Raw genomic sequence first — 24599 nt, 5'->3', positions numbered from 1 at the left:
CGTTTCACGTGAAACATCGGTCTGTGAAACGTCCGGACCGGATTCACGGGAACCGCCGGCCGGCAGGGTGACGAGGGGGGATACCCTGCCGGCCGTTCCCGTGCAGAGGTGCCTGCGGCGAGCGACCGCGGTGCGTACGGGCCCATCGGCCGTCCCGCGGCACGGCACCACAGTGCTACGCCTTCGCCGCGTCCAGCGCTCGCAGGACATCGGCGACCAGATCCTCCGGTTCCTCGACGCCGACCGAGAAGCGGACGAAGCCCTCAGGTATGTCGTCGCCGCCCCAGCGGGCCCGCCGCTCGGCGGTGGACCGTACGCCGCCGAAGCTGGTCGCGTCGTCCACCAGCGTCAGCGCGGCCAAGAACCGCTCCGCGTACGCCTTGTCCGGGAGGACGAAGGACACCACACAGCCGAAGCGGCCGGGCCGCATCTGGCGGACGGCAAGCGCGTGCGACGGGTCCGACGGCAGACCGGGATGACGCAGCCCGGTGACTTCAGGGCGATCGGCCAGCGCGGTGGCCAGGGCCAGTGCCCCGTCTGCCTGCTGGCGGACGCGCAGCGCCAGGGTGGCGAGCGAGCGGTGCGCGAGCCAGCTCTCCATGGGACCGGGGATCGCGCCGACCGTCTTGCGCCACAGCCGGACGTCATCGGCCAGCGCCGCGTCCCGGGTGGTGACGTAGCCCAGCAGGACATCGCCGTGGCCGGTCAACGCCTTGGTGCCGCTGGCGACCGAGAGGTCCGCGCCCAGGTCCAGCGGGCGCTGGCCGAGCGGGGTGGCGAGGGTGTTGTCCACCGCGACCAGCGCACCGCGGGCGTGCGCCGCGTCCGCCAGCCGGCGAATGTCGTAGACGTCCAGACCGGGGTTAGAGGGCGTCTCGATCCACAACAGCCGGGCCCCTTCGAGGATGCCGAGCTGAGCGTCGAGGGCGGCATCAACGGGGGTGTGCGAAGCACGCGTCGAGGGGCGGTGGGGGGTGCGGACCTCGATGCCGTAGCTCTCCAGGCGGGCGCGGACGGCGGGCAGGAGCTGGTAGCCGTCACCGGGAAGCACCACCGCGTCGCCGGTGCGCAATTGGGAGAAGAGCACGGCGGTGATCGCCGCCATCCCGGAGGCGAAGGTGACGGTGTGGGCGGGCTCGTCCGGCGACTCCAGCTCACCGATGGCGGCTTCCAGCCGGGTCCAGGTGGGGTTGGTGTCGCGGCCGTACGTATACGGGCCGGTGGCCTCGCCCGGGAGGTGGAAGTGGGCGGCGAACACCGGGCCGGGAAGGGCTGGTTCATGGGCCTTGGGCTCCGGGAGTCCGGCCCGCACCGCGCGGGTGCCGTCGCCGGTCATGCGCTCTCCTTGTGGTGGGGGTGGTGCAGGCCCGGCCGTGGCTCGGCGGGGCCGGGTGCGCCGGAGGTGACCTCGGCGCGAACCGCCTCCAAGAGGCCGTCGCAGGCCGTCTCGATCATCTCCAGGCACTCCTCGAAGCCGGCGAAGCCGCCGTAGTAGGGGTCCGGCACATCGAGGTCGGCGGGGTCCGTGGCCGGGCCGGTCCGGCAGCTGTACGCGCGCAGCAGCCGGACCTTGGCGGCGTCCTCGGCGGTCGGGGCCAGCCGGTGCAGCTCGCGCAGATGGCCCGAGTCGAGCGCGATGATCAGGTCGCGGCGGGCGAACCAGGAGGCGCGGAACTGCCGGGCGGTGTGCGTGGTCGGATAGCTGCCGGCGCGCAGGACGGCGACGGTGCGGGGGTCGGCTCCGTCGCCTTCGTGCCAGCCACCGGTGCCGGCGCTGTCGACCTCGACGAGCGCGTCGAGTCCGTCCTCGGTGATCCGGGCACGGAAGACGGACTCGGCCATCGGCGAGCGACATATGTTGCCGGTGCAGACGAAGCAGACGCGGTAGCAGGTGGTCAAGCGTCAGTCCTTGTCGGGAAGGAGCACGTGCATCGCCCAGGAGACGATGGAGACGATCACGCCGCCGAGCAGCGCCGTCCAGAAGCCGTCCACATGGAAGGCGAGGTCGGCCTTGCCGGCGACCCAGGAGGTCAGCATCAGCATCAGCGCGTTCACGACCAGCGTGATCAGGCCGAGCGTGAGGATGAACAGGGGGAAGGAGAGCACCTTGACCACGGGCTTGACCAGGAAGTTGACCAGCCCGAAGATCAGCGCCACCAGGACCAGCGTGAGCACCTTGCGGCCGGTGTTCTCACCGGTGAGCGTGATGCCTTTGAGGAGCCAGATGGCCACGGCCAGGGCCGCGGCGTTGGCGAGCGTCTTGACCAGAAAATGCTTCATGGTGAGATCGTCGCAGACGACTGCTGACAGGTGAGAGGTGCGAACGGGATGAAGGCTTTCCGACTGGATGAACTGGAAGCGGAACGGGTCGCGAATGACGGCGCGTATCTGCAGTTCCTCCGGGAACGCACCATGTCGGTGGGGCTGTACGCGCTGGACGCCGGCGCCGTCGACCCACAACAGCCGCACGCCCAGGACGAGGTGTACCTGGTGGTGAGCGGCCATGGCGCGATCACCGTGGGGACGGAGACGGAGTCGGTGGCCCGCGGCAGCGTGGTCTACGTACCCGCCGGGGTGCCCCACAAGTTCCACCACATCAGCGAGGACCTACGGGTCGTGGTGGTGTTTTCTCCGCCCGAAAGCTGAGGGCCGGACCCCGGAACCCGTAGGGGTCAGCTCAGGGGAGAGCCGGGGCTGCCAGGCCCCCGCGGCGGCCTCCGGCGCCCTAGCATCGTTGGTGTACAGGGGACCGGAGACGCGGCGCGACGGACGCGGAGCACGCGGCCGGTGCCACCGGAGCGGCACAGGCCGACAACAGCGCGTAAGACAGAAAGAAGGGCAGAGCAGTGGCTGGTAAGGGGATACTCGCAGGGCTTCCGTGGTGGGTCACCTGGGTCGTGGTGCCCGTCATCCTGATCGTCGTTTTCGGCGGACTGATCACCGCTGCGCTCGGCTTCCTGATCGGCCTGCTCTTCAAGGTGCTGATCGCGGCGGCCCTGATCGCCGGTGTCATCTACCTCGTGCGCAGGTTCACCGGGTCCTCGTCCTCGTCGAAGAGCGACTGGTAGGCCGAGCCCCCGACCGACCGGTACTCCGACCCGCACCGTCCGAAGACGCCCTGCCCCCGCCCGGGAGCAGGGCGTCCGGCATTCGGGGCCGGTGCTCGACACTCCCGCGGCGAGGCCGAACGGGGATCGGAATCCGGTCCGCCGGTCATTCCCGTACGGTCGGCGTCCACAGCGTTCCACCTGCTCACCAAGAGTGTGCACCTTGCTCCTTAGTGCCATCGGGGTCGGGGAGGCGCTCAAGGCCGGGTTAACTCCCGGACTTTCGGCTCCGGTGCCGGACCGCCCGGGTTACAGTGCGGACGCAGGCGTCTTCCGGACGTTGACGTTCCGGAAAATACCGAGCGATCGGGCCGGGCATCGCGTCGGACGTCAGGGGAGACGCACGGCCGCGGGAGCGCATCCCGTGGCCGGGGCCGCGGGACCATGGCGCTCGGACCTGGGGGTTGCGTTGGTGATCGGCAACGACGAATCCGGCACGCACCCCACCCTGATCGGGTCGGTGCAGCGGGCGCTGCGGCTCCTGGAAGCGGTGGCCACGCACGCCGACGGGGCGCCCGCCAAGCAACTGGCCAGGGAGGCCCAACTTCCGCTTCCCACGACCTATCACCTGCTGCGGACGCTGACCCACGAGGGCTATCTGCGCCGGGAGAACGGCGTCTTCGTCATCGGCGAGGGCGCCGAGTCCATCGGTCGGGCGGGGGCCCGGCGGCGGCAGCGCCGGCGGCTGGCCGACGCGCTGGCCGTGGCGGGCCGCGAACTCGGCGCCGCCGTCTACTTCGCCGTCTACCGCGAGGGCGAGGTGGAGGTGGTGGCGATAACCGACGATCCGGCGCGGCCGCCCGTCGAGGAGTGGGCCGACTTCCGCTCCACCGCTCACACCCATGCGATCGGGCAGTGCCTCCTGGCGCAGCTTGACGAAGCGTCCCGGAAAGAGCACTTGGTCCGCTATCCGGTGCAGTCGATGACGCCCTTTTCGGTGCGTTCCGAGGGTGATCTGCTGAATCGGCTGGCTACGGTGCGTCGCGGTCAAGTTGCCTATGATCGCCAGGAATATGCCTTGGGCACGGTGTGCTCGGCGATTCCCGTCCGGGTCGGCTCCGCCGCCGCGACACTGGCGGTTTCTCTTCCCGCGACAGAAGTGCACCGATTGCATGCAGTTACGGAGCGACTACGGAAAATGGCGGAGACGGTACTAACGACACTCGCCTTCTCTATCAGTATCTGAAAACTCACTCCTTGTGATCTGCCTGCATGTGACCGACGATGGCGTCAATAGGGCTTCCAGGGATGATTCCCGGCCATCTCCGATCAAGCGCGGGGCAGTGGTTGATGAACGACACGGTTCAGGCAGAAGTGATCATGAGCTTCCTCGTCTCGGAGGAGCTCGCCTTCCGGATCCCGGTGGAGCTGGAATTCGACAGCGCCGATCCCTACGCCGTCCGGCTCACCTTCGATCTCCCCGGGGATGCGCCCGTGACCTGGGTGTTCGGCCGTGAGCTGCTGCTGGACGGGCTGAGCCGGCCGGCTGGCGAGGGGGACGTCCGGGTCGAGCCGTCCTCCCCCGAGCACCTCAGCGATGTCTACATCAGCCTTCAGGTCGGCGCCGAGCGGGCTCTCTTCCGGGCCAGCGCACCACCGCTGATCGCCTTCCTGGATCGCACGGACCGCATCGTTCCGCTCGGCAAGGAGGAGGTCTGCGACACCCTGGAGGCCGCGCTGGACCGGATCCTCACGGAGGCTCCGGCCGGCTGATCCCGCCGACCACCCGCCCGTTCACTCCCCCTGTCACCGCCGCCCGGCAAGCCGCCGATCGTCCCTGCCCTGTTGCCCCAACACCCCTCGCCCACCCGGCCCTTCCCCCGCCCCGGCCCCTCTCGCTTCCGCGCTGCGCGCTCAGTGCCTACGGCGTCGCCCGTGCGCCGCGCGCCGCCCGCCGCGCCCCCCGATGGCCGGCACTCGCGCCGTCCCGCCCGGCACCGGACGGTCCGCCGAAACCACCAGGGCTGCCAGCAGCGTGGTCACCGGCACCGAGGCGACCAGCCCGATGCTGCCCACGAGGGTCCGGACGATCTCCTCCGCGACCACCTCGCTGCCGGCGACCGTACCGACGCTGCTCTGTGCGATCGAGAACAGCAGGAGCAGCGGCAGTGCGGCGCCCGCGTAGGCCATGACGAGGGTGTTCACCACCGACGCGATGTGGTCCCGCCCGATCCGCATCGCTGCGCCGTACAGCTTGCGCCAACCCGCCGACGGATCGGCCTCCTTCAGCTCCCAGACCGCCGCGGTCTGGGTCACCGTCACATCGTCGAGCACCCCCAGCGAACCGATGATGATCCCCGCCAGCAGCAGGCCGCGGATCTCGATGTTCGGGTACAGCCCGTGCACCAGACCGGTGGTGTCGTCCGTGTTGCCGGTCAGCAGCGCCCAGCGGGTGAAGATCGAGCCCAGTAGCCCGATGAGCAGCAGGGAGGCGAGGGTGCCGAGCACCGCCACGGAGGTACGGGCCGTCAGCCCGTGGCACATGTAGAGCGCGATCAGCATGATCGCGCTGCCGCCGACCATCGCCACCACCAGCGGATCGGAGCCCTGGAGGATCGCCGGGAGGATGAACAGCGTCAGCAGGCCGAAGCTGGTGGTCAGCGCCACCAGCGCCAGCACCCCGCGCAGCCGTCCGACGATCACCACCGCAACGGCAAAGATCGCGGCCAGCACCCACATCGGAACGGTGCGGTCGACGTCGGTCACCGCATACTGCAGATCCCTCGGCGCCTTGGGGGAGTAGGAAACGACCACGTCCTGCCCGGTCGTGTAGTGCCGCGGGGCGTCCGGCGTCACCACCGTCTGGAAGGTCCGGCCGGCGTTCTCCCCCGTGGTGACCTTGACCGTCGCCTGCTCGCAGGGCTTGTCGCGGGACGCGCCGCCGGCCGGCGGTTGGCCCCCGGGCGCAGTGGGCTGCGGCTGCTGCTCGGCATGTACCGCCGCGCAGTTCACCTCTTCGACCTTGGTGACCCGGGCCTTCTCGGTGGGTTGGTCGAAACCCACCCCCGACGGCTTGTGGGGCGGCGCGCCACCGGGCCAGAGGACGATCAGACCGACCGCGACCGCGGCCGCGAACGGGATCAGGACGGCGGCGATGACCTTGCGCAGATGCCGGGAGACGGGGGCGGCTGGCCCGTGGCTGTGCGTGTGCGCATGGCCGGCGGCGAGGTGCTGGGCTTCGGGAGGGCTCACCGCCCGATCATCGCAAGAACCCGCGGGCCCCCTGTTCACACCGCGGCATCGGCCGCTACCGTGGTGGCACCTTTGCAATCGCGGGAGCTCGGAGCACCGGGCTGAGAGGGCGCTGACCTCCGTCCCAGCGGTGTTTCACGTGAAACACCGGATGACGGAAGCCGCTGCGTCGACCGCCGAACCTGTTACCGGGTAATGCCGGCGTAGGGAGTTGGGTCTACATGACTCTGCAGGATGCACGCACGCCTGAAAACGGCTCGACCGACGGCGAAAAGCCGCAGATCGGCTGGCACAAGGGCTATGTCTCCGGATCGCGTCCGGACCTCCAGGTCCCGGTCCGGCGGGTGCACCTCACCAACGGCAAGGACGTGACGCTCTACGACACGTCAGGGCCGTACACCGACCCCAATATCGAAACCGACGTCCGCCGCGGTCTGGCGCCGCTGCGGGAGAACTGGATCATCGCGCGGGGCGACACCGAGGAGTACGCGGGCCGCCCGATGCGTCCCGAGGACGACGGGGTCAAGCACACCTCACCGCGCGGTGGCCTGCGGAACCTCGATGCGGTCTTCCCCGGCCGGCCGCGTCAGCCGCGCCGCGGTCGGGCCGGCGTCCCGGCCACCCAGCTCGCGTACGCCCAGCGTGGCGAGATCACCGCGGAGATGGAGTACGTCGCCCTCCGCGAGAACGTCTCCCCCGAGTTCGTACGGGACGAGATCGCCGCCGGCCGGGCGGTGCTGCCGGCCAACGTCAACCACCCGGAGATCGAGCCGATGATCATCGGCAAGAACTTCCTGGTGAAGGTGAACGCCAACATCGGCAATTCCGCGGTCACTTCCTCCATCGAGGAGGAGGTGGAGAAGATGACCTGGGCGACCCGCTGGGGCGCCGACACGGTCATGGACCTCTCCACCGGCCGCAACATCCACACCACGCGCGAGTGGGTGCTCCGCAACTCCCCCGTGCCCATCGGCACAGTCCCCCTCTACCAGGCGCTGGAGAAGGTCGACGGCAAGGCCGAGGAGCTGACCTGGGAGATCTACAAGGACACCGTCATCGAGCAGGCCGAACAGGGCGTCGACTACATGACGGTGCACGCCGGTGTGCTGCTCCGCTACGTCCCGCTCACCGCCAACCGGAAGACCGGCATCGTCTCCCGCGGCGGCTCGATCATGGCGGCCTGGTGCCTGGCGCACCACCAGGAGTCCTTCCTCTACACGAACTTCGAAGAGCTCTGCGACATCCTCGCCGCCTACGACGTCACGTTCTCCCTCGGTGACGGGCTGCGTCCCGGCTCCATCGCGGACGCCAACGACGAGGCGCAGTTCGCCGAGCTGCGGACCCTCGGCGAGCTGAACACCATCGCCAAGCGACACGGCGTGCAGACCATGATCGAGGGCCCGGGCCACGTCCCGATGCACAAGATCAAGGAGAACATCGACCTCCAGCAGGAGATCTGCGAGGAGGCCCCGTTCTACACGCTCGGCCCGCTCACCACCGACATCGCGCCCGCCTACGACCACATCACCTCCGGTATCGGCGCCGCGATGATCGCCTGGTGGGGCACCGCGATGCTCTGCTACGTCACGCCCAAGGAGCACCTGGGCCTCCCGGACCGCGACGACGTCAAGACCGGCGTCATCACGTACAAGATCGCGGCCCATGCCGCGGACCTGGCCAAGGGGCACCCGGGCGCCCAGGAATGGGACGACGCGCTCTCCGACGCCCGCTTCGAGTTCCGCTGGGAGGACCAGTTCAATCTGGCCCTCGACCCGGACACCGCCCGCGCCTTCCACGACGCGACGCTGCCCGCGGAACCGGCCAAGACGGCCCACTTCTGCTCGATGTGCGGGCCGAAGTTCTGTTCGATGAAGATCTCCCAAGACATCCGTCGCGAGCACGGCGGCGCCCTGGCGATCGATGCCGATGCCGGAATGGCTGAGAAGTCACGGGAGTTCGCGGCGGCCGGCAACCGCGTCTACCTGCCGATCGCGGACTGAACGGACAGCGCGGGCGTAACGAACCGAGCGGACCGAGCGGACCGATCCGACCGGGTGGAGCGCTCAGCAGTACGGACCGGGACCGGCCCGAAGACGCGCGTCGCGTGCGCCTTCGGGCCGTCCGTCCGTTGACCTCGCCGGGCACCACGACGCATCGCCGCGCCGCCGCGCCGGCGCCTACTCCGGCCGGTTCTCCGGACCGCCGTAGTCCGGGCTGGTGAAGTCCGGGCTTGAGTAGCGGGGCCGGGACCAGGACGTGCCGGCGTCGGGACTGGTGAACCGCGGGCGGGTGTAGCCGAGCGTGGGGGTACGGCGCTCGGGCGCCGGCACGGCACGGGGGACGTACCGGACCGGATCGTCCGCGGGGTCGGCCGCGGGATCGGCCAGGGCCTCGCGGAGGAAGGGCAGCAGCCCGCGGTCCAGGAGGGCCTGCCGCCAGGCGTCGTGGGCGCTGTCCAGCGCGGCGGCCCGCTCCTCGGCCGCGGCGTCCCGCGCCGTGCCGTTGCGCAGCGCGGTGACGACCACGCAGCCCATGGCGACCAGCGCGCCGGCCGCGGCCAGCCCCGCGAAGACCCAGCCGACGCTGACCAGCGGCCGGGAGACGGCCGGATCCGGATCGACGGCGCGCAGCGCATAGCCGATGACGAGGAAGAGCACGGCCGCGATCCCGGCGAGCACCGGCACGAGGACGGTGGCCATCGCGGCAAGCCCGAAGCCGGCCGTTTCGGTGGCCGCCTCGTCGTCCTCGGTGGCCGGTCCGGTGCGCTCGTCAGAGGTCTGGTCCGCTGACGGACCGCCCCCACCGGCGCCGGAAACGGCGGACGCCGGTGCGCGCAGCGCGGTGCGCAGCTGTATGTAGCGTTCGTATTCGGCCGTCGCGCAGGCGGCGATCGCGCTGGTCGCGCTGAGCGCCATCATGCGCAACTGCTCGGTGCTGAGCCGGTTTCCGGTGACGGCGGTGAGCTCGTCCGGGCGGGTTTCGGCGGTACGCAGCGCCTCATCAAGGATCCGCGCGAATTCCGCGCGGTCCTCGTTCAGCAGGTGCGGAGCGCTGTTCATGTGGATCCCCCGAAGCTCCGTAGGGCCGTACGGGCCGGCCTGGGCCGGGCGCCGGGCGGAAACGGAGGAGAGCCTGCTACGGATAGACCGATGGTAGAGCGCCTCCGGCGCGGGGTGACAGAGAGTTTGCGGAATTTGCGTACTGCCGCGACCGGATTCCGTCCTGCTCGGTCACCCGCCGGAGTGGTGCTGGACCGTTGACTGAAGCGTCAGCCGGCCAGCGGGAGTTGGCATACCAGCAGCTTTCCGGCCATCGTGACACCGCCGTCCATGGCGATGGCCAGGCCGTCCGCGTAGACGTGCGGACCGGCCACCGCGGCTCCCTCGCCCTCGCCGTCCTCCGCGCCGACCTCGCCCAGCAGGTACGGGATCGGGCTGTGGCCGTGCACGATGCGGTTGCCGCCGTAGGCGTCGAGCAGTTCGCGGACGGCCTGTGCGCCGGCCTCGTCGCGGAAGGCGAACCGCTTGGTGAACTTGCGGAAGAGGTCCCAGACTTCATCGGCGTCGCTGCGCGTCAGTACGTCGTGGACGGTGTCGTTGACCGCCTCGATCGAGTCGCCGTATTCGAGGTAGGCGGTGGTGTCGGAGTGCACGAGCAGATGCCCGTCCTCCTCCATCACGGCGTCCAGGCGGGCCATCCACTGGAGGTGGTGGTCCTCCAGCCGGTCCATGTCGGTCTTCTGACCGCCGTTGAGGAGCCAGGCCGCCTGGAAGGAGGCGGTGCCGGCGCCGGACTGGACGGGGGTGTCGCCGAACCGCTTGGCGCCCAGCAGCAGCAGCTCGTGGTTGCCCATCAGGGCCTTGCAGTAGCCGCCGGCCGCCGCGGCCTCGGCGGAGAGCTGCATGACCAGGTCGATGACGCCGATGCCGTCCGGGCCGCGGTCGGTGAAGTCGCCGAGGAACCAGAGCCGGGCGTTGCCGGCCGCCCACGTGCCGTCGGCGTCGATCAGCCCTTCGGCCTCCAGCGCGGCGCGCAGCTCGTCGTAGTAGCCGTGCACGTCGCCGACGACGTACAGCGGGCCCAGGCCGTCGGCCGCGGGGGCTGCTTCCTGCGCAGGCAGCACGGAGGGGTGGTCGATGAGGGTGTCCGTACGGCCGATGACCGGCAGGTCGCGAGCGGTCGGGGTGTACTCCTCGGGCATCTGCACCGGGGGTGCGACGGGGGCCTGGAGCGGCGGTCCGGCCGGCGCTCCGGAGGGCGCCGCGGGCGGCGGAACGGATGCCGGAGGTTGTGCCCCCATGGTCCACACCATGGGTCCCTGACTGGCCCCCTGAGTCATCGACCCCTCCACCGTTGCGCCGCCGTGCACCTCTCGGACCTTTGCCTGGTCGACGGCGGTCCGCAGTGTCGTGCGCCCATCATAGGAACGCCGCTCGCGGGTTGTGACGCACCCGGGGGTGATCAATCCTGCGAAGCCCGGCGTTCGCGATGGATTTCTCCCGGGATCACCCTGTTTTTTCCTCGGCGGAGCGGGCGCCCGGAGCTCGCCGGTGCGCCCGGGCCGCCGTGCCGGGGCGCACTCAGTCGCCGGCCGGGCCCCGCGGCGGGCTGACCGTCGTCCGTGGGGAGCGGCGCTGTGAGGAGGTTCGCACGATCAGGTCGGTCGGTATCACCTGTTCGACCGGGCAGCTGCCGTCGAGTCCTTCGATGGCGTCGATCAGGATCTGGACCACGGCGGTGCCGATGCGCCGCGGTTTCAGCGAGAGCGTGGTGATCGGCGGCTCGGTGGTGGCGTAGACGGTGGACTCGCTGCAGCAGACCAGCAGCAGGTCGTCCGGTACCCGCAAACCGTAGCGCCGGGCCGCGGCGAGCAGATCGGTGCCGTTGGGGTCGAAGAGCCCGTAGACCGCGTCCGGCCGGTCCGGGCGGGCCAGCAGTCGGTCCGCGGCCACGGCGCCTGCCCGCGGGTCGTACGCGGGATAGGACTCGTAGACCGGGTCCTGGCCGATCCGCTCGCACCAGCTCAGGTAGGCGGTGGTCGACAGGCGGGTGTAGGTGTCGGTGGTGGTGCCCGTGAGCAGGCCGATGCGGCGGGCGCCGGCCTCGGCGAGGTGGTCGAGCAGGCCGAGGACGGCCGCCTCGTGGTCGTTGTCGACCCAGCCGGTGACCGGGAGGGAGCCGCCGGGGCGGCCGTCGGAGACCACGGGGACGCCGTGTCGGACGAGCTCGGTGACGACGGGGTCGCCGTCGGCCGGGTCGATGACGACGGTGCCGTCGAGTGCGACGTTGGACCAGACGTCGTGCCGGGAGGTCGCGGGCAGGATGACCAGTGCGTAGCCGCGGGCCAGCGCGGCGGAGGTGGCGGCTCTGGCCATCTCGGCGAAGTACGCGAACTCGGTGAAGGTGAAAGGTTCATCCCCGTAGGTGGTCACGGTCAGGCCGATGAGGCCCGACTTGCCGGTACGGAGCGTGCGGGCGGCGGCGGACGGGCGGTAGCCCAGCCGATCGGCCACCTCGCGGACATGGCTACGGGTGGCATCCGGAAGCCGGCCCTTGCCGTTGAGCGCGTCGGAGACAGTCGTGATCGATACACCGGCTGCGGCGGCCACGTCCCGGATGCCCGCGCGTCCCAGTCGGCGACCGGTCGACCGGCCCACCTGGTGCTTCCCTGCTGCTGTCATGGCGAGCCGATAGTAGGGCTCGGTACGGCCATTCGCGGGTGAGCGACGACGACGGCGAGAAGGCACGTTTCTGCATGGTGACATGCCATCAATTACCTTGCAATGCAAGGGTGTTGCGTATTTCAGTGATCATTTTATGGGAGGGATGGGTGCTCCGCCTGGCGATCCGCCCAGGTCTCGAAGAGGTCTCAAGTCACCTTGACGAGGGATGCGCGCCACGGCGCGAGCCACCGGCGCGTGGGGTGCTGCATAGCGCTCCCCCCGGGATGCGCGCCCGGCGCTCGCCACGGTGGAGCCCGCGGAAGGACTGTCCCTTTAGGGCCTGACGCCGGACGGGGCAATCCTCATAAGGTGTGCAGTATTGGAGTCGAGAGGGACGGTTGAGGAGGACCTGCGGTGAGCGAGAAGACCCCGAGGCTGCGTGCTGCGCTGGACGGCATCCCCACCTACAAGCCGGGGCGGCCGGCGGCGACCGGCGGTCCGGTCACCTACAAGCTGTCCTCCAACGAGAACCCCTACCCGCCGCTGCCGGGCGTCCTGGAGAGCGCGGTGGCGGCCGCCGGATCGTTCAACCGCTACCCCGACATGGCGTGCACGGGACTGATGGCGGAGCTTGCCGACCGCTTCTCGGTGCCGGTGGACCACCTGGCGACCGGCACCGGGTCGGTCGGCGTGGCCCAGCAGCTGATCCAGTCGACGGCCGGGCCCGGGGACGAAGTGATCTACGCCTGGCGGTCGTTCGAGGCGTACCCGATCATCACTCAGGTCTCCGGTGCGACGTCGGTGCGGGTGCCGCTCACCTCCGGTGACGTGCACGACCTGGAGGTGATGCTGGCGGCGATCACCGAACGGACCCGGCTGATCTTCGTCTGCAACCCCAACAACCCCACCGGCACCGTCGTGCGCCGTGCGGAGCTGGAGTCCTTCCTGGACCGGGTGCCGGACGATGTGCTGGTGGTGCTGGACGAGGCGTACCGCGAGTTCGTCCGCGACACGGCGGTGCCGGACGGGATCGAGCTCTACCGCGACCGTCCCAACGTGTGTGTGCTGCGCACCTTCTCCAAGGCGTACGGCCTGGCGGGGCTGCGGTTGGGCTTCGCGGTGGCGCACCCGGAGGTGGCCGCCGCGCTGCGCAAGACGGCGGTGCCGTTCGGCGTCAGCCAGCTCGCGCAGGAGGCCGCGGTGGCGTCGCTGCGCAGTGAGGCGGCGCTGATGGAGCGGGTCGACGCGCTGGTCGCCGAGCGGGCCCGGGTCTACGACGCGCTGGTGACGCAGGGCTGGACCGTCCCGGTGTCGGAGGCGAACTTCGTCTGGCTGCGGCTGGGGGACCGGACCACCGAGTTCGCCGAGGCGTGCGAGCGGGCCGGGGTGGTCGTGCGGCCGTTCGCGGGGGAGGGCGTGCGCGTGACGATCGGGGAGAAGCCGGCGATGGACCTGTTCCTCCAGGCGGCGGAGGAGTTCCGCAAGGCGCTGTAGTCGGTTTCCGGTCCGCTGGAAGGCAGTGTGCCGTCCAGCGGCGGAGTTCTCTGAGGCCGTGGGTCCCGTCGGACCCGCGGCCTCAGGCGTCTGTGGCCTCAGACCTTCTGGACGTGGATGGCGTCGCCGCCGCGGACGGTGGCCAGTGCGCGCGGGTCGCCGTCGATACGGCCCAGGACGTTGCAGGGGGAGGCGAGTCGGGACTCGTCGCCGCGGGATATCGGGGTCGGGCCGTAGGGGAGCGCGAGGGCGTTGCCCTCGGTCCAGAAGGCGACCGTGCCGGGTTCGACGACCTGGCGGGCGTCGGTCTCCAGGGCGGGGGCGAGCCCGGTGTCGAAGTAGACCTCCTCGCCCCAGGTGTGCGCGGTGGCCTGGATCGGCAGGGCGGCGAGGAGCGTGGTGGCGGTCGGGGTGTCGTCGAGAGTGGCGGTCACGTGCCCGGCGGGCCAGGAGATGCGGATCTTCATGGCGACGCATTCAACAATATGTTGAAGCGGTGCGGAAGGGTGCGCACATAACCTCGGCATAAGCGTTTACGAGCCATGGATTCGAGCGTGACCGCAGTCACGTACCCCCCTTCCTCAAGGCGTGAACGGCATGGGAGATAATGCTTGTGAATGTGAACGCGTTCACAAGCTCGCGTCCTGGTATGTGCCGCTTTATGCCGCGCAAAAGGGACATAGCCGTCGTGAAACGGCGACGCAAGGACGTAAGGAGGCAGCGACGTGGAACTGGCGTTGGCGCCAGAGACTATGGCGCGATGGCAATTCGGCATCACGACCGTCTACCACTTCCTGTTCGTCCCGCTGACGATCTCCCTCGCCGCTTTGGTGGCCGGACTTGAGACCGCATGGGTGCGAACCGGTAAGCAGAAGTACCTCAAGGCCACCAAGTTCTGGGGCAAACTGTTCCTGATCAATATCGCGATGGGTGTCGTCACCGGCATCGTCCAAGAATTCCAGTTCGGTATGAACTGGTCGGACTACTCGCGGTTCGTCGGGGACATCTTCGGTGCGCCGCTCGCCTTCGAAGCCCTGATCGCGTTCTTCTTCGAGTCCACCTTCATCGGCCTGTGGATCTTCGGCTGGGACAAGCTGCCGAAGAAGATCCACTGCTTCTGCATGTGGATGGTGTCGATCGGCACCGTGCTCTCGGCGTACTTCATCCTCGCCGCCAACTCCTGGATGCAGCACCCGGTCGGTTACAAGTACAACCACGTCACCGGGCGGGCCGAGCTGACCGACTTCTGGAAGGTGCTGACGCAGGACACCACCCTCGTCGTCGTCTTCCACACCCTGACCGCGGCCTTCCTGACCGGTGCCGCCTTCATGGTCGGCGTCTCCGCGTACCACCTGATGCGCAAGAAGCACGTCAAGGTCATGCGGACGTCGCTGCGGCTCGGGCTGGTCACGCTGGTCATCGCGGGCCTGCTCACCGCGGTCAGTGGCGACTCGCTCGGCAAGGTCATGTTCAAGCAGCAGCCGATGAAGATGGCCTCGGCCGAGGCGCTGTGGGACAAGGCCGCGCCCGCGCCGTTCTCGGTCTTCTCGTACGGCGACGTCGCCAAGGGCCACAACAAGGTCGCCATCGAAATACCGGGTCTGCTCTCCTTCCTTGCGCACAGCGACTTCTCCTCGCCGGTGCCCGGCATCAACGACGTCAACAAGTCCGAGCAGCAGAAGTTCGGGCCCGGCGACTACCGGCCCAACATCCCGGTCACCTACTGGGGCTTCCGCTGGATGATCGGCTTCGGGATGACGTCCTTCGTCATCGGTCTGGCCGGGCTATGGCTCACCCGCAAGAAGTTCTGGCTCGCGCCCGCGCTACGGACCGGTGAGGACGAAGCGCCGCACCTCGCGCTCACCAAGAACATGTTGCTGGGTGACCGTCTGGCCAAGTGGTACTGGCGACTGGCCTTCGTCACCCTCGGCTTCCCGCTGATCGCCAACTCGTGGGGCTGGATCTTCACCGAGATGGGCCGTCAGCCCTGGGTCGTCTACGGCGTGCTGCGCACCCGCGACGCGGTTTCGCCGGGCGTCACGCAGGGCGAGGTGATCACGTCCCTGGTCGTCTTCACCACGCTCTACGCGATCCTCGCCGTGGTCGAGGTCAGGCTGCTGGCGAAGTACATCAAGGCCGGACCCCAGGAGCTCACCGACTCCGACCTCAACCCACCCACCAAGATCGGTGGCGACCCCACCGATGCCGACCGGCCGATGGCCTTCTCGTACTAGGAGGCGACCATGCAACTCCACGACGTCTGGTTCGTCATCATCGCCTTCCTCTGGACCGGGTACTTCTTCCTGGAAGGCTTCGACTTCGGGATCGGCGTGCTCACCAAGCTGCTCGCCCGGGACCGGAGCGAGAAGCGGGTGCTGATCAACACCATCGGACCGGTCTGGGACGGCAACGAAGTCTGGCTGCTCAGTGCGGGCGGCGCGACGTTCGCCGCCTTCCCGGACTGGTACGCGACCCTCTTCTCCGGGTTCTACCTGCCGCTGCTGCTGATCCTGGTCTGCCTGATCGTGCGCGGTGTCGCGTTCGAGTACCGCGTCAAGCGGCCCGAGGACCGCTGGCAGCGCAACTGGGAGCACGCAATCTTCTGGACCTCGCTGCTGCCCGCGGTGCTGTGGGGGGTGGCCTTCGGCAACATCGTCCGCGGCGTGAAGATCGACGCCCACAAGGAGTACGTCGGCGGTCTGCTCGACCTGCTCAACCCGTATGCGATCCTCGGCGGTCTGGTCACGCTGACGCTGTTCACCTTCCACGGTGCGGTGTTCGCCTCGCTGAAGACCGTGGGTGACATCCGGGGGCGGGCGCGCAGGATGGCGGGCGTCCTCGGACTGATCACCGCCGTGCTCGCGGTCGGCTTCCTGGGGTGGACCCAGGCCGACAAGGGGGACGCCAGCAGCCTGGTCGCCATGATCGTGGCGGTGGTGGCGCTGGTCGCCGCGCTCGGGGCCAACAAACTCGGGCGTGAGGGCTGGGCGTTCGCCTTCTCCGGGATCACCATCGTGGCCGCGGTCGCCATGCTGTTCCTGACGCTCTTCCCGAACGTCATGCCGTCGACGCTGAACGAGAGCTGGAGCCTCACGGTCACCAACGCCTCGTCCAGCCCCTACACCCTGAAGATCATGACGTGGTGCGCCGGGATCGCCGCGCCGATGGTGATGCTCTACCAAGGGTGGACCTATTGGGTGTTCCGCAAGCGGATCGGCACCCAGCACCTCGCCGAAGCCCACTAGCTGAGTCCCGCCCCGCCCCGCCCTGCCAGGGCGGGGCTCGGGAGAACGGAAGGTTTCACGTGAAACCGGTCGACCCGCGCCTGCTCCGATACGCCCGCGCCACCCGCGGATTCCTCGTCGCGGTGGTGGTGCTCGGGCTTGCCGGAGCGGGCCTGGTCATCGGTCAGGCCATGCTGATCGCGGAGATCGTGGTCGGAGCCTTCCAACACGACCGCCCCCTCGGTGCGCTGGTCACACCGGTGGCGCTGCTCGCGGCGGTCTCCGTCGGTCGGGGGCTGGTCTCCTGGCTGACCGAACTGGCCGCGCACCGCGCCAGCGCGTCGGTCAAGTCCGAACTGCGGACGCGACTGATCGAGCGGGCGGCGGCTCTCGGGCCCGGGGCAGCGGTCCACCGTACGGAAGGGGCCGCGGGCGCCGGCACGTTGGAGCTGCGGACCGGGGAGCTGACGACCCTGGCCACCCGCGGCATCGACGCCCTCGACGACTACTTCGCCCGCTATCTGCCGCAGTTGGGGCTGGCGATCGTGGTGCCGGTCGCGGTGCTGGCCCGGATCGTCATCGGGGACTGGATCTCCGCGCTGACGATCGTCATCACCCTGCCGTTGATCCCGCTCTTCATGGTCCTGATCGGCTGGGCCACCCAGTCGCGGATGGACCGCCAGTGGCGGCTGCTCTCCCGGCTGTCCGGGCACTTCCTCGACGTTGTCGAGGGGCTGCCGACACTCAAGGTCTTCGGCCGGGCCAAGGCCCAGGCCGCCTCCATCCGCGCGATCACCAGCGAATACCGCCAGGCCACCCTGCGCACCCTGCGGATCGCCTTCCTCTCGTCGTTCGCGCTCGAACTCCTCGCCACCCTCTCGGTAGCGCTGGTCGCGGTCGGCATCGGCATGCGGCTGGTGCACGGCGAACTCGACCTCTCTACGGGGCTGATGGTGCTCGTGCTGGCGCCCGAGGCGTATCTGCCGCTGCGGCAGGTGGGAGCGCAGTACCACGCCGCGGCCGAGGGCCTCTCGGCCGCGGAGGAGATCTTCGCCGTACTGGAGACCCGGCCGCGGACGCCCGGTACCGCGCCCGCGCCGGACGGCACCGGGCTCACCGTCGAGGGGCTGGTGGTCCGCCATCCCGGGCGCACCGCCGCTTCGTTGCCGGCGGCCTCGTTCGAGGTCCGGCCCGGGGAAACCGTTGCGCTGGTCGGCCCCTCCGGTGCCGGCAAGTCGACGCTGCTGAGTGTGGTGCTCGGCTTCACCGAGCCGTCCGAGGGGCGGGTCCTCGTCGCCGGCGAGGACATCGCCGGCCTCTCTCCCGACGACTGGCACGGCCGGATCGCCTGGGTGCCGCAGCATCCGCACCTCTTCGCCGGCTCGATCGCCGAGAACGTCCGGCTGGTGCGGCCGGACGCCGATGACGCGGCGGTCCGCGCGGCCCTGGGCGAGGCGGGGGCGCTGGACTTCGTCGACGCGCTGCCCGACGGCCCGGCGACCCGGCTCGGGGAATCCGGTGCCGGGCTCTCCGCCGGCCAGCGGCAGCGCATCGCGCTCGCCCGTGCCTTCCTCGCCGACCGCCCGATCGTGCTGCTGGACGAGCCCACCGCCAATCTGGACGGCGAGACCGAGCAGGCCCTGGTCGAGGCCGTGGGCCGGCTCGCGACCGGGCGCACGGTCCTGATGGTCGTCCACCGGCCGGCGCTGTTGGCGGTGGCCGACCGGACGGTGCGGCTGGCGGCGCCCGAGGTGGCCGCCGAGCCGGCGGAGCAGGTGGAGCCGCAGGTGGAGCAGGTGGACGGGGCGGCCGCCGTGTCGGGCCCGGACGCCGGTGCGGACTCCCCTGCCGGGCCGACCCCGGAGGTGGTTGTCGGGCCGGACCGGAGCGGCGACGCCGTTGCCGGCTCCGCGCACTCTGCGCTGGGGCGGCTGCGCGGGCTGGCGCGTGCCCGGCGGGCGCGCTTGGGGCTCGCGCTGCTGCTCGGCAGCCTCGCGTTGGGCAGCGCGGTGGGCCTGATGGCGACTTCCGGCTGGCTGATCTCGCGGGCCTCGCAGGAGCCGCCGGTGCTGTATCTGATGGTGGCGGTGACGGCGACCAGGGCGTTCGGTATCGGGCGGGCGGCCTTCCGGTACGCCGAGCGGCTGGTCGCGCACGACGCGGTGTTCCGGATGCTCGCCGATGTCCGGGTGGCCGTCTTCCGGCGGCTGGAGCGGTTGGCCCCGGCCGGGCTCAAGGAGCGTCGCCGCGGCGATCTGCTGTCGCGGCTGGTCGCGGACGTCGACGCGGTGCAGGACTACTTCCTGCGCTGGTTGCTGCCCGTCGGGGCGGCACTGCTGGTCGGCGTGGGCACCGTCGCCTTCACCGGCTGGCTGCTGCCGGAGGCCGGGGCGGTCCTCGCGGTCGGGCTGCTGCTCGCCGGTGCCGGGGTGCCGTTGCTGTCGAGCGCGCTGGCCTGGCGTGCGGAGCGCCGGCTGGCGCCGGCCCGCGGGGTGCTCTCCACCCGCGTCGTCGATCTCCTCACCGGTACCGCCGAGTTGACGGTCGCCGGGGCCCTCGGGGCCCGTACGGAAGGGGTGCGTCGCGCGGACCGGGAGTTGACCCGGATCGCGTCGCGCTCGGCCACCGCGGCCGGGGCCGGGGCCGGTCTCTCGGCGCTGCTGTGCGGGCTGACGGTGGCCGCCGCCGCGGTGGTGGGCATCCAGGCGGTGCACACGGGTCGGCTGGCCGGCGTGGAACTGGCCGTCATCGTGCTCACCCCGCTCGCCGCGTTCGAGGCGGTGGCCGGGCTTCCGCTGGCCGCGCAGTACCGCCGCCGCACCCGGCACGCCGCCGAGCGGGTCTTCGAGGTGCTGGACGCGCCGGCGCCGGTCCGTGAGCCGGACGCCCCCGCGCCCGCGCCCGACGCACCGTTCCCCCTGGCGGTACGCGACCTGAGCGCGCGCTACGCCGGGCAGGACCGCCCGGCGCTGGACGGTGTCGGCTTCACCCTGGAACCGGGCCGCCGGCTCGCCGTCGTCGGCCCGTCCGGATCCGGCAAGACCACGCTCGCGCAGGTGCTGCTGCGCTTCCTGGACCGGGAGTCGGGGGCGTACACGCTGGCCGGGACGGACGCCCAGGAGATGGCCGGCGACGCGGTCCGGCGGCTGGTCGGGCTGTGTGCACAGGACGCGCACCTCTTCGACAGCTCGCTGCGGGAGAACCTCCGGCTCGCCCGGCGGGACCGCAGCGGCGGCCCGGGCAGCACCGATGACCAGGACCTCTGGGACGCGCTCGGCCGGGCGCGGCTGGCGGGCTGGGTGCGTGGGCTCCCCGACGGCCTGGACACCATGGTCGGGGAGCACGGCGCCCGGCTGTCCGGTGGCCAGCGGCAGCGGCTGGCCCTGGCGCGTGCGCTGCTGGCGGACTTCCCGGTGCTCGTGCTGGACGAGCCCGCCGAGCACCTCGACCTGGCCACTGCCGACGCACTGACCGCCGATCTGCTGGCCGCCACCGAGGGCCGGACGACGCTGCTGATCACGCACCGGCTCGCCGGGTTGGACGCGGTCGACGAGGTGCTGGTCCTGGACCGCGGCCGGGTGGTGCAGCGCGGTGGTTACGCGGAGTTGGCCGCGGCCGACGGGCCGTTCCGGCGGATGCTGGAGCGCGAGCGGGCGGTGGATGCGGCGTACCCGCGGATGGTGACCGCCGGGGGTGGGAGCACGGCCGAGGACGTCGGCCGGGAGCCCGCGGGAGTGCCTGCCGGAGCGCCGGCGTTGCCGGCATGACGGACCGGGGCGGCTTGTCACGGCGGGCTGGTCGGCCCCTCGGCACGCGGCACAGGTGAGTGCGGCCCGGTCGTCCCCTGTGGGGCCGGGCTTCGCCGGATAGCTGAACTTTCCCCGGAAATGAGCCCTTATTAGGCTCGGGACATGGCAGTCACGGCAGGATCGCCCTCAGACCCCGCGGACACCGCACGCGCCGGCGGACGCCCGGACCCCATGGACGCCGCCACCGAGGCCACCCGCAGCCTCCAGGGACTGTCGTCCGAGCTGACCGCGCGGGTGCCGCAGCTGCTGGAGGCGATGCGTACGGTCGGCGCCGGGCTGGACCTGCACATCACCCTGGACCGGATCGTGGAGACCGCCGCCGAGCTCGCCGATGCGCGCTATGCCGCGATCGGGATCATCGACGACGCCCGGGAGGGGCTGTCGGACTTCGTGACCTACGGCGTGACCGGGGAGCAGCACGAGCGCATCGGTGCGCTGCCCGACGGTCACAAGGGCCTGCTCGGCGCGCTGATCCACGATCCGAAGCCGGTACGGCTGGCCGACCTCACCAAGGACCCCCGCTCGGCCGGCTTCCCGCCGGGGCACCCGCCGATGCGGTCGTTCCTGGGGGTACCGATCCGTGTCCAGGGCGAGATCTTCGGCAATCTCTATCTGACCGAGAAGCGCGGCGGGGAGTTCAGCGAAGAGGACCTGCACATGGTGCGGGTCCTGGCCACCGAGGCCGGTATCGCGATCGGCAACGCCCGGCTGTACGCGGCGACCCGGCAGCGGGAGCGGTGGATCGACGGTTCGGTGGCGGTGACCACCGAGCTCCTCGCCGGCAGCGATGTCGATGACGCGCTCGCGGTGGTCGCCGAGCAGGCCCGGAAGCTGGCGGATTCGGCGGCCGGCATCGTGTTGCTGCCGGACGAGGACGGCGGACTGGAGATCGTCGCGGTGTCCGCCGACGACCCGACCGGGATCATGGGGACCCAGATCCCGCGCGACAGTCCGGTGACCGAGCAACTCCTGGCTGGTGAGCCGGTGTTCGTCGACGACTCGGCCAGTGATCCGCGGATGGTCACCGCCCTCGCGCCGCGGTTCGGACCGAGCATGATGCTGCCTCTCAAGAGTGGTGGTCGGGTGCTCGGCACCCTCGCCACGCCGCGGGGCCGTGGCGCCCGCGCGTTCTCCGCCGCCGAGCGGACCCTGGCCACCCAGTTCGCCGCACAGGCCGCGTTGGCGCTGGTGCTGGCCGATGCGCAGCGCGACCGGGAACGGCTGGCGGTCTACGAAGACCGTGACCGGATCGCCCGTGATCTGCACGATCTCGTGATCCAGCGGCTGTTCGCGACGGGGATGATGCTGGAGAGCGCACAGCGCAGAACCGTGGTGCCGGAGGTGGCCCGACGCGTCGGCAAGGCCATCGACGAACTCGACGTCACCATCCAGGAGATCAGAACCGCGATCTTCGCTCTTCAGCAGAGCCCGGCCGAGGCGCCGTCGGGGCTCCGGACCCGGGTCCTGCGGGAGATCGGCACCGCCGCCGTGCCGCTCGGTTTCCAACCGTCGGCGCGGTTCGTCGGTCCGGTGGACTCCCGGGTCGGGGAACTGGCCGGTAAGAACCTGATCGCCGCGCTGCGGGAGGCGCTGTCGAACGCCTTCCGGCACGCCGAGGCATCCCGGATCGAGGTGGTGGTCGACGCGACGATCAGCCTGCCGGACGGTACCCCCGGTGTCCGGATGACCGTCGCCGACGATGGGGTGGGTATCGCGCGGGGCGGCCGCCGCAGCGGCCTCAAGAACCTCGCCAAGCGGGCGGAATCGCTGGGCGGGTCCAGCACCTACGGTCCTGGGCTGGGAGAGGGCGACGGGGGGACGATGGTGTCGTGGGAGGCGCCGCTGTAGGGGGAGAGGGGCCGGCGGGCGGCTGCTCTCCGCAGGGCGTGCTGTTTCACGTGAAACAGCGTTCCTTTTCCGGGAGTTGACTGTTTCACGTGAAACATGTGCGCCTGAGAAGCGCTCGTCGTTTCACGTGAAACAGCCCGGGCCGGACAGAGTCCGTGGTTTCACGTGAAACCACGGGGCCGTGTCAGCCGGCGCTCTCCTGCCGTTCCTGGAGCGGTCTCACCGCGTATGACAGCTCCACGCTCCTGGCAGCCGCCAGGCCCCTGGCAGTTCTCAGGCCCCTGGCAGTTCTCAACGCTCCTGAAGGATCTTTTCGATCACAGCGGCCACGCCGTCTTCGTTGTTGGATTCCGTACGGTGCGTGGTGGCCGCCAGCACGTCCGGGTGTGCGTTGGCCATGGCGTACGAGGTGCCGGCCCAGGTGAGCATCTCGATGTCGTTCGGCATGTCCCCGAAGGCGATGACCTCGTCCGGTGAGATCCCGCGTTCCGCGCAGCAGCGGGCGAGGGTGCCGGCCTTGCTGACGCCCAGGCCGCTGATCTCCAGGAGGGCCGTGGGACTGGACCGGGTGAAGGACGCCAGGTGGCCCGCGGTGGCCCGGGCGAGCGTGAGAAAGGCGTCGGGGTCCAGCTCGGGGTGGTGCGCGAGCAGCTTGAGCACGGGCTGTTCGGAGGCGATGCTGCCGCCGCCCGCGGGGGTGGCGCCCGTGGTGCCCGGTCCGGTCGCCTCGGCGTCGGCCGCATACGGGCCGTCGGTGTCGGCAACGTCGGCCGGACCGGGGTTCGACGGTGCGGCGAAGCCCTCGGCGAGGAGCTTCTCGGCCGGTGCGATCACCGCGGCCGGGTCGAGGAGCAAGGGCGGGTACTGCGGCTCGTAGTGGATGCCACTGGTGCGCTCGACGGCGAAGGTGGTGCCGGGGGCCGCATCGCGCAGGGCGTGGACGACGTCGAGCGCCACCGTGTGATCCAGGGGGCTGACCTCGACGAACCGGTTCCCCCGGTGCAGATCGACGACAGCTGCGCCGTTCGCGCAGATCGCCAGGCCGTGGCCGTGGACGTGGTCGCTGGCCACGTCCATCCAGCGGGCCGGGCGCCCGGTGACGAAGAACACCTCGATGCCCGCCTCCTCCGCGGCGGCGAGCGCGGCGATCGTCCGGTCGGAGACCGTCTTGTCGTCGTGCAGCAGGGTGCCGTCGAGGTCGGTGGCGATCAGCCGGGTGGGCCGGGGCGGCGTGGCGGAGGCATCAGTCACGGGGCCATCTTCGCGTACCGACGCGTACAGGCGTGCGGTGGGTGGTGCGCAGGCGCCCGGTGCGGAAGCGGCCGGACGGGGTTTCCGCGGCGCCGCCGTACGCTCGGGGATATGCGACTGAGCACTGTGATCCTGCCCGTCCGCCGCTGGTCCGAAGGTGGGAAGGAGGCGTGGCAGCGCGCCGAGGAGCTGGGCTTCCACGCTGCGTACACCTACGACCACCTGTCGTGGCGGAGTTTCCGCGACCAGACCTGGTTCGGCGCCCTCCCGACGCTGACCGCGGCCGCCGCCGCGACGTCCCGGATACGCCTGGGCACCCTCGTCACCTCGCCGAACTTCCGACACCCGGTCACCCTCGCCAAGGAACTGATCTCGCTCGACGACATCAGTGAGGGCCGCGTCACGCTGGGCATCGGCGCTGGCGGCAACGGCTTCGACGCCACCGCGCTCGGCCAGGAGCCCTGGTCGCCGCGCGAACGGGCCGACCGCTTCGCCGAGTTCACGGCGCTGCTGCACCAGCTGCTGACCCAGGACGCCGTCTCGCACGAAGGCACCCACTACTCCGCGGATGAGGCGCGCAACATCCCCGGCTGTGTGCAGCGGCCGAGGCTGCCGTTCGCGGTGGCGGCCACCGGCCCGCGCGGGCTGAAGCTGGCGGCCCGCTACGGCCAGGCGTGGGTGACCACCGGTGACCCCAAGGTGTCGAACGCGGGCGGTACCCCGGCCGAGTCGCGGGAGGCCATCCGCCGGCAGATCGAGGGGCTGGCCAAGGCGTGCGCCGATCAGGGCCGGGACCTCGGTGAACTCCAGAAGATCATGCTGACCGGCTTCACCCCGGACCAGCCGCTGGATTCCCTGGACGCCTTCGTGGACTTCGCCGGCCGCCACGCCGAGTTGGGCATCGACGAGCTGGTCATCCACTGGCCGATCGCCGATTCGGTCTTCGCGGCCGACCCGACGGTCTTCGAGCGGATCGCCACCGAGGGGTTGGCGCAGCTCGGCGCATAGCGG

20 protein-coding genes are annotated in these 24599 nt (G+C 70.6%); 11 read left to right on the top strand and 9 right to left on the bottom strand.

Annotation, left to right across the window (positions count from 1 at the left end; all coding sequences use genetic code 11):
• Positions 1-175: 175 nt before the first annotated feature.
• The 3 genes from ACO0M4_RS18760 to ACO0M4_RS18750 are packed head-to-tail and all read right to left on the bottom strand — an operon-like array spanning position 176 to position 2280.
• Positions 176-1336: a cystathionine gamma-lyase gene (locus ACO0M4_RS18760; protein WP_430371821.1), complete on the bottom strand. Its 1161-nt coding sequence runs from the start codon at positions 1334-1336 to the stop codon at positions 176-178.
• Positions 1333-1899 carry a low molecular weight protein-tyrosine-phosphatase gene (locus tag ACO0M4_RS18755; RefSeq protein WP_430371820.1) on the bottom strand — a complete coding sequence of 189 codons (567 nt, stop codon included), beginning with the start codon at positions 1897-1899 and terminating at the stop codon, positions 1333-1335. The genes ACO0M4_RS18760 and ACO0M4_RS18755 overlap by 4 nt, the downstream gene beginning before the upstream one ends.
• A gap of 3 nt (positions 1900-1902) precedes the next feature.
• Positions 1903-2280, bottom strand: coding sequence for a phage holin family protein (locus tag ACO0M4_RS18750; RefSeq protein ID WP_430371819.1), 378 nt, complete (start codon positions 2278-2280; stop codon positions 1903-1905).
• 48 nt (positions 2281-2328) lie between these two features.
• Between ACO0M4_RS18750 and ACO0M4_RS18745 the strand changes: the two genes are divergently transcribed.
• The 4 genes from ACO0M4_RS18745 to ACO0M4_RS18730 all read left to right on the top strand — a co-directional run bounded on the left by ACO0M4_RS18745 (position 2329) and on the right by ACO0M4_RS18730 (position 4820).
• Complete coding sequence (locus ACO0M4_RS18745) at positions 2329-2646, top strand: cupin domain-containing protein (RefSeq protein WP_390010853.1); 318 nt, start codon at positions 2329-2331, stop codon at positions 2644-2646.
• Positions 2647-2846: 200 nt separating this feature from the next.
• Positions 2847-3068 carry a DUF5326 family protein gene (locus tag ACO0M4_RS18740; protein ID WP_388980079.1) on the top strand — a complete coding sequence of 74 codons (222 nt, stop codon included), beginning with the start codon at positions 2847-2849 and terminating at the stop codon, positions 3066-3068.
• 448 nt (positions 3069-3516) lie between these two features.
• Positions 3517-4293, top strand: a complete 777-nt coding sequence (locus tag ACO0M4_RS18735; RefSeq protein WP_430371818.1) for an IclR family transcriptional regulator — start codon at positions 3517-3519, stop codon at positions 4291-4293.
• A 104-nt stretch (positions 4294-4397) separates the two neighbouring features.
• Positions 4398-4820: an SsgA family sporulation/cell division regulator gene (locus tag ACO0M4_RS18730; protein WP_390010850.1), complete on the top strand. Its 423-nt coding sequence runs from the start codon at positions 4398-4400 to the stop codon at positions 4818-4820.
• Between the two features lie 141 nt (positions 4821-4961).
• Here ACO0M4_RS18730 and ACO0M4_RS18725 read toward each other — a convergent pair whose 3' ends face one another.
• Positions 4962-6299, bottom strand: coding sequence for a YibE/F family protein (locus tag ACO0M4_RS18725; RefSeq protein WP_430371816.1), 1338 nt, complete (start codon positions 6297-6299; stop codon positions 4962-4964).
• A 221-nt stretch (positions 6300-6520) separates the two neighbouring features.
• Here ACO0M4_RS18725 and thiC point away from each other — a divergent pair, with 221 nt between their 5' ends.
• Positions 6521-8299, top strand: a complete 1779-nt coding sequence (gene thiC / locus ACO0M4_RS18720) for a phosphomethylpyrimidine synthase ThiC (RefSeq protein WP_430371814.1) — start codon at positions 6521-6523, stop codon at positions 8297-8299.
• A gap of 177 nt (positions 8300-8476) precedes the next feature.
• Here thiC and ACO0M4_RS18715 read toward each other — a convergent pair whose 3' ends face one another.
• The 3 genes from ACO0M4_RS18715 to ACO0M4_RS18705 all read right to left on the bottom strand — a co-directional run bounded on the left by ACO0M4_RS18715 (position 8477) and on the right by ACO0M4_RS18705 (position 11980).
• On the bottom strand, positions 8477-9358 hold the full coding sequence (locus ACO0M4_RS18715; protein WP_430371813.1) for a hypothetical protein: 882 nt from the start codon (positions 9356-9358) through the stop codon (positions 8477-8479).
• A gap of 209 nt (positions 9359-9567) precedes the next feature.
• Positions 9568-10611 (bottom strand): metallophosphoesterase, encoded by a 1044-nt coding sequence (locus tag ACO0M4_RS18710; protein WP_430371812.1) that lies wholly within the window; start codon positions 10609-10611, stop codon positions 9568-9570.
• Positions 10612-10879: 268 nt separating this feature from the next.
• Positions 10880-11980, bottom strand: a complete 1101-nt coding sequence (locus ACO0M4_RS18705) for a LacI family DNA-binding transcriptional regulator (RefSeq protein ID WP_390010845.1) — start codon at positions 11978-11980, stop codon at positions 10880-10882.
• A gap of 396 nt (positions 11981-12376) precedes the next feature.
• On the opposite strand from ACO0M4_RS18705, the gene hisC reads away from it, so the two are divergent.
• Positions 12377-13456: a histidinol-phosphate transaminase gene (gene hisC / locus ACO0M4_RS18700; protein WP_430371811.1), complete on the top strand. Its 1080-nt coding sequence runs from the start codon at positions 12377-12379 to the stop codon at positions 13454-13456.
• 98 nt (positions 13457-13554) lie between these two features.
• Here the strand turns inward: hisC and ACO0M4_RS18695 are convergent, their stop codons facing one another.
• The gene (locus ACO0M4_RS18695) at positions 13555-13923 is read right to left on the bottom strand and encodes a cyclophilin-like fold protein (protein WP_430371810.1); all 369 of its coding nucleotides are present in this window, start codon (positions 13921-13923) and stop codon (positions 13555-13557) included.
• A 258-nt stretch (positions 13924-14181) separates the two neighbouring features.
• Here ACO0M4_RS18695 and ACO0M4_RS18690 point away from each other — a divergent pair, with 258 nt between their 5' ends.
• From ACO0M4_RS18690 to ACO0M4_RS18675, 4 genes are all read left to right on the top strand, one after another.
• Positions 14182-15690: a cytochrome ubiquinol oxidase subunit I gene (locus tag ACO0M4_RS18690; protein ID WP_430371809.1), complete on the top strand. Its 1509-nt coding sequence runs from the start codon at positions 14182-14184 to the stop codon at positions 15688-15690.
• Positions 15691-15699: 9 nt separating this feature from the next.
• Entirely contained in the window at positions 15700-16701 is a 1002-nt protein-coding gene (gene cydB / locus ACO0M4_RS18685) for a cytochrome d ubiquinol oxidase subunit II (protein ID WP_430371808.1), read from the top strand.
• A gap of 59 nt (positions 16702-16760) precedes the next feature.
• Complete coding sequence (gene cydD / locus ACO0M4_RS18680) at positions 16761-20447, top strand: thiol reductant ABC exporter subunit CydD (RefSeq protein WP_430371807.1); 3687 nt, start codon at positions 16761-16763, stop codon at positions 20445-20447.
• Between the two features lie 213 nt (positions 20448-20660).
• Positions 20661-22337: a GAF domain-containing sensor histidine kinase gene (locus ACO0M4_RS18675; RefSeq protein WP_430373847.1), complete on the top strand. Its 1677-nt coding sequence runs from the start codon at positions 20661-20663 to the stop codon at positions 22335-22337.
• A 291-nt stretch (positions 22338-22628) separates the two neighbouring features.
• On the opposite strand, the gene ACO0M4_RS18670 is transcribed toward ACO0M4_RS18675, so the two are convergent.
• Positions 22629-23588 carry an HAD hydrolase family protein gene (locus ACO0M4_RS18670; protein WP_430371806.1) on the bottom strand — a complete coding sequence of 320 codons (960 nt, stop codon included), beginning with the start codon at positions 23586-23588 and terminating at the stop codon, positions 22629-22631.
• A 111-nt stretch (positions 23589-23699) separates the two neighbouring features.
• Here ACO0M4_RS18670 and ACO0M4_RS18665 point away from each other — a divergent pair, with 111 nt between their 5' ends.
• Positions 23700-24596 (top strand): LLM class flavin-dependent oxidoreductase, encoded by an 897-nt coding sequence (locus ACO0M4_RS18665; RefSeq protein WP_430371804.1) that lies wholly within the window; start codon positions 23700-23702, stop codon positions 24594-24596.
• Positions 24597-24599: the final 3 nt, after the last annotated feature.

The sequence above is a fragment of the Streptomyces sp. RGM 3693 genome, from assembly GCF_050471125.1.
Taxonomy (GTDB): domain Bacteria; phylum Actinomycetota; class Actinomycetes; order Streptomycetales; family Streptomycetaceae; genus Streptomyces.
This window is presented reverse-complemented; position numbering and strand designations above follow the sequence as displayed.

Excerpts from the sequence above, each read along its gene's own strand:
- ACO0M4_RS18760 (WP_430371821.1), bottom strand. The coding sequence starts at position 1,336 with ATGACCGGCGACGGCACCCGCGCGGTGCGGGCCGGACTCCCGGAGCCC.
- ACO0M4_RS18750 (WP_430371819.1), bottom strand. The coding sequence starts at position 2,280 with ATGAAGCATTTTCTGGTCAAGACGCTCGCCAACGCCGCGGCCCTGGCC.
- ACO0M4_RS18745 (WP_390010853.1), top strand. The coding sequence starts at position 2,329 with ATGAAGGCTTTCCGACTGGATGAACTGGAAGCGGAACGGGTCGCGAAT.
- ACO0M4_RS18730 (WP_390010850.1), top strand. The coding sequence starts at position 4,398 with ATGAACGACACGGTTCAGGCAGAAGTGATCATGAGCTTCCTCGTCTCG.
- thiC (WP_430371814.1), top strand. The coding sequence starts at position 6,521 with ATGACTCTGCAGGATGCACGCACGCCTGAAAACGGCTCGACCGACGGC.
- ACO0M4_RS18715 (WP_430371813.1), bottom strand. The coding sequence starts at position 9,358 with ATGAACAGCGCTCCGCACCTGCTGAACGAGGACCGCGCGGAATTCGCG.
- ACO0M4_RS18710 (WP_430371812.1), bottom strand. The coding sequence starts at position 10,611 with ATGGTGTGGACCATGGGGGCACAACCTCCGGCATCCGTTCCGCCGCCC.
- ACO0M4_RS18705 (WP_390010845.1), bottom strand. The coding sequence starts at position 11,980 with ATGACAGCAGCAGGGAAGCACCAGGTGGGCCGGTCGACCGGTCGCCGA.
- ACO0M4_RS18695 (WP_430371810.1), bottom strand. The coding sequence starts at position 13,923 with ATGAAGATCCGCATCTCCTGGCCCGCCGGGCACGTGACCGCCACTCTC.
- cydB (WP_430371808.1), top strand. The coding sequence starts at position 15,700 with ATGCAACTCCACGACGTCTGGTTCGTCATCATCGCCTTCCTCTGGACC.
- ACO0M4_RS18675 (WP_430373847.1), top strand. The coding sequence starts at position 20,661 with ATGGACGCCGCCACCGAGGCCACCCGCAGCCTCCAGGGACTGTCGTCC.
- ACO0M4_RS18665 (WP_430371804.1), top strand. The coding sequence starts at position 23,700 with ATGCGACTGAGCACTGTGATCCTGCCCGTCCGCCGCTGGTCCGAAGGT.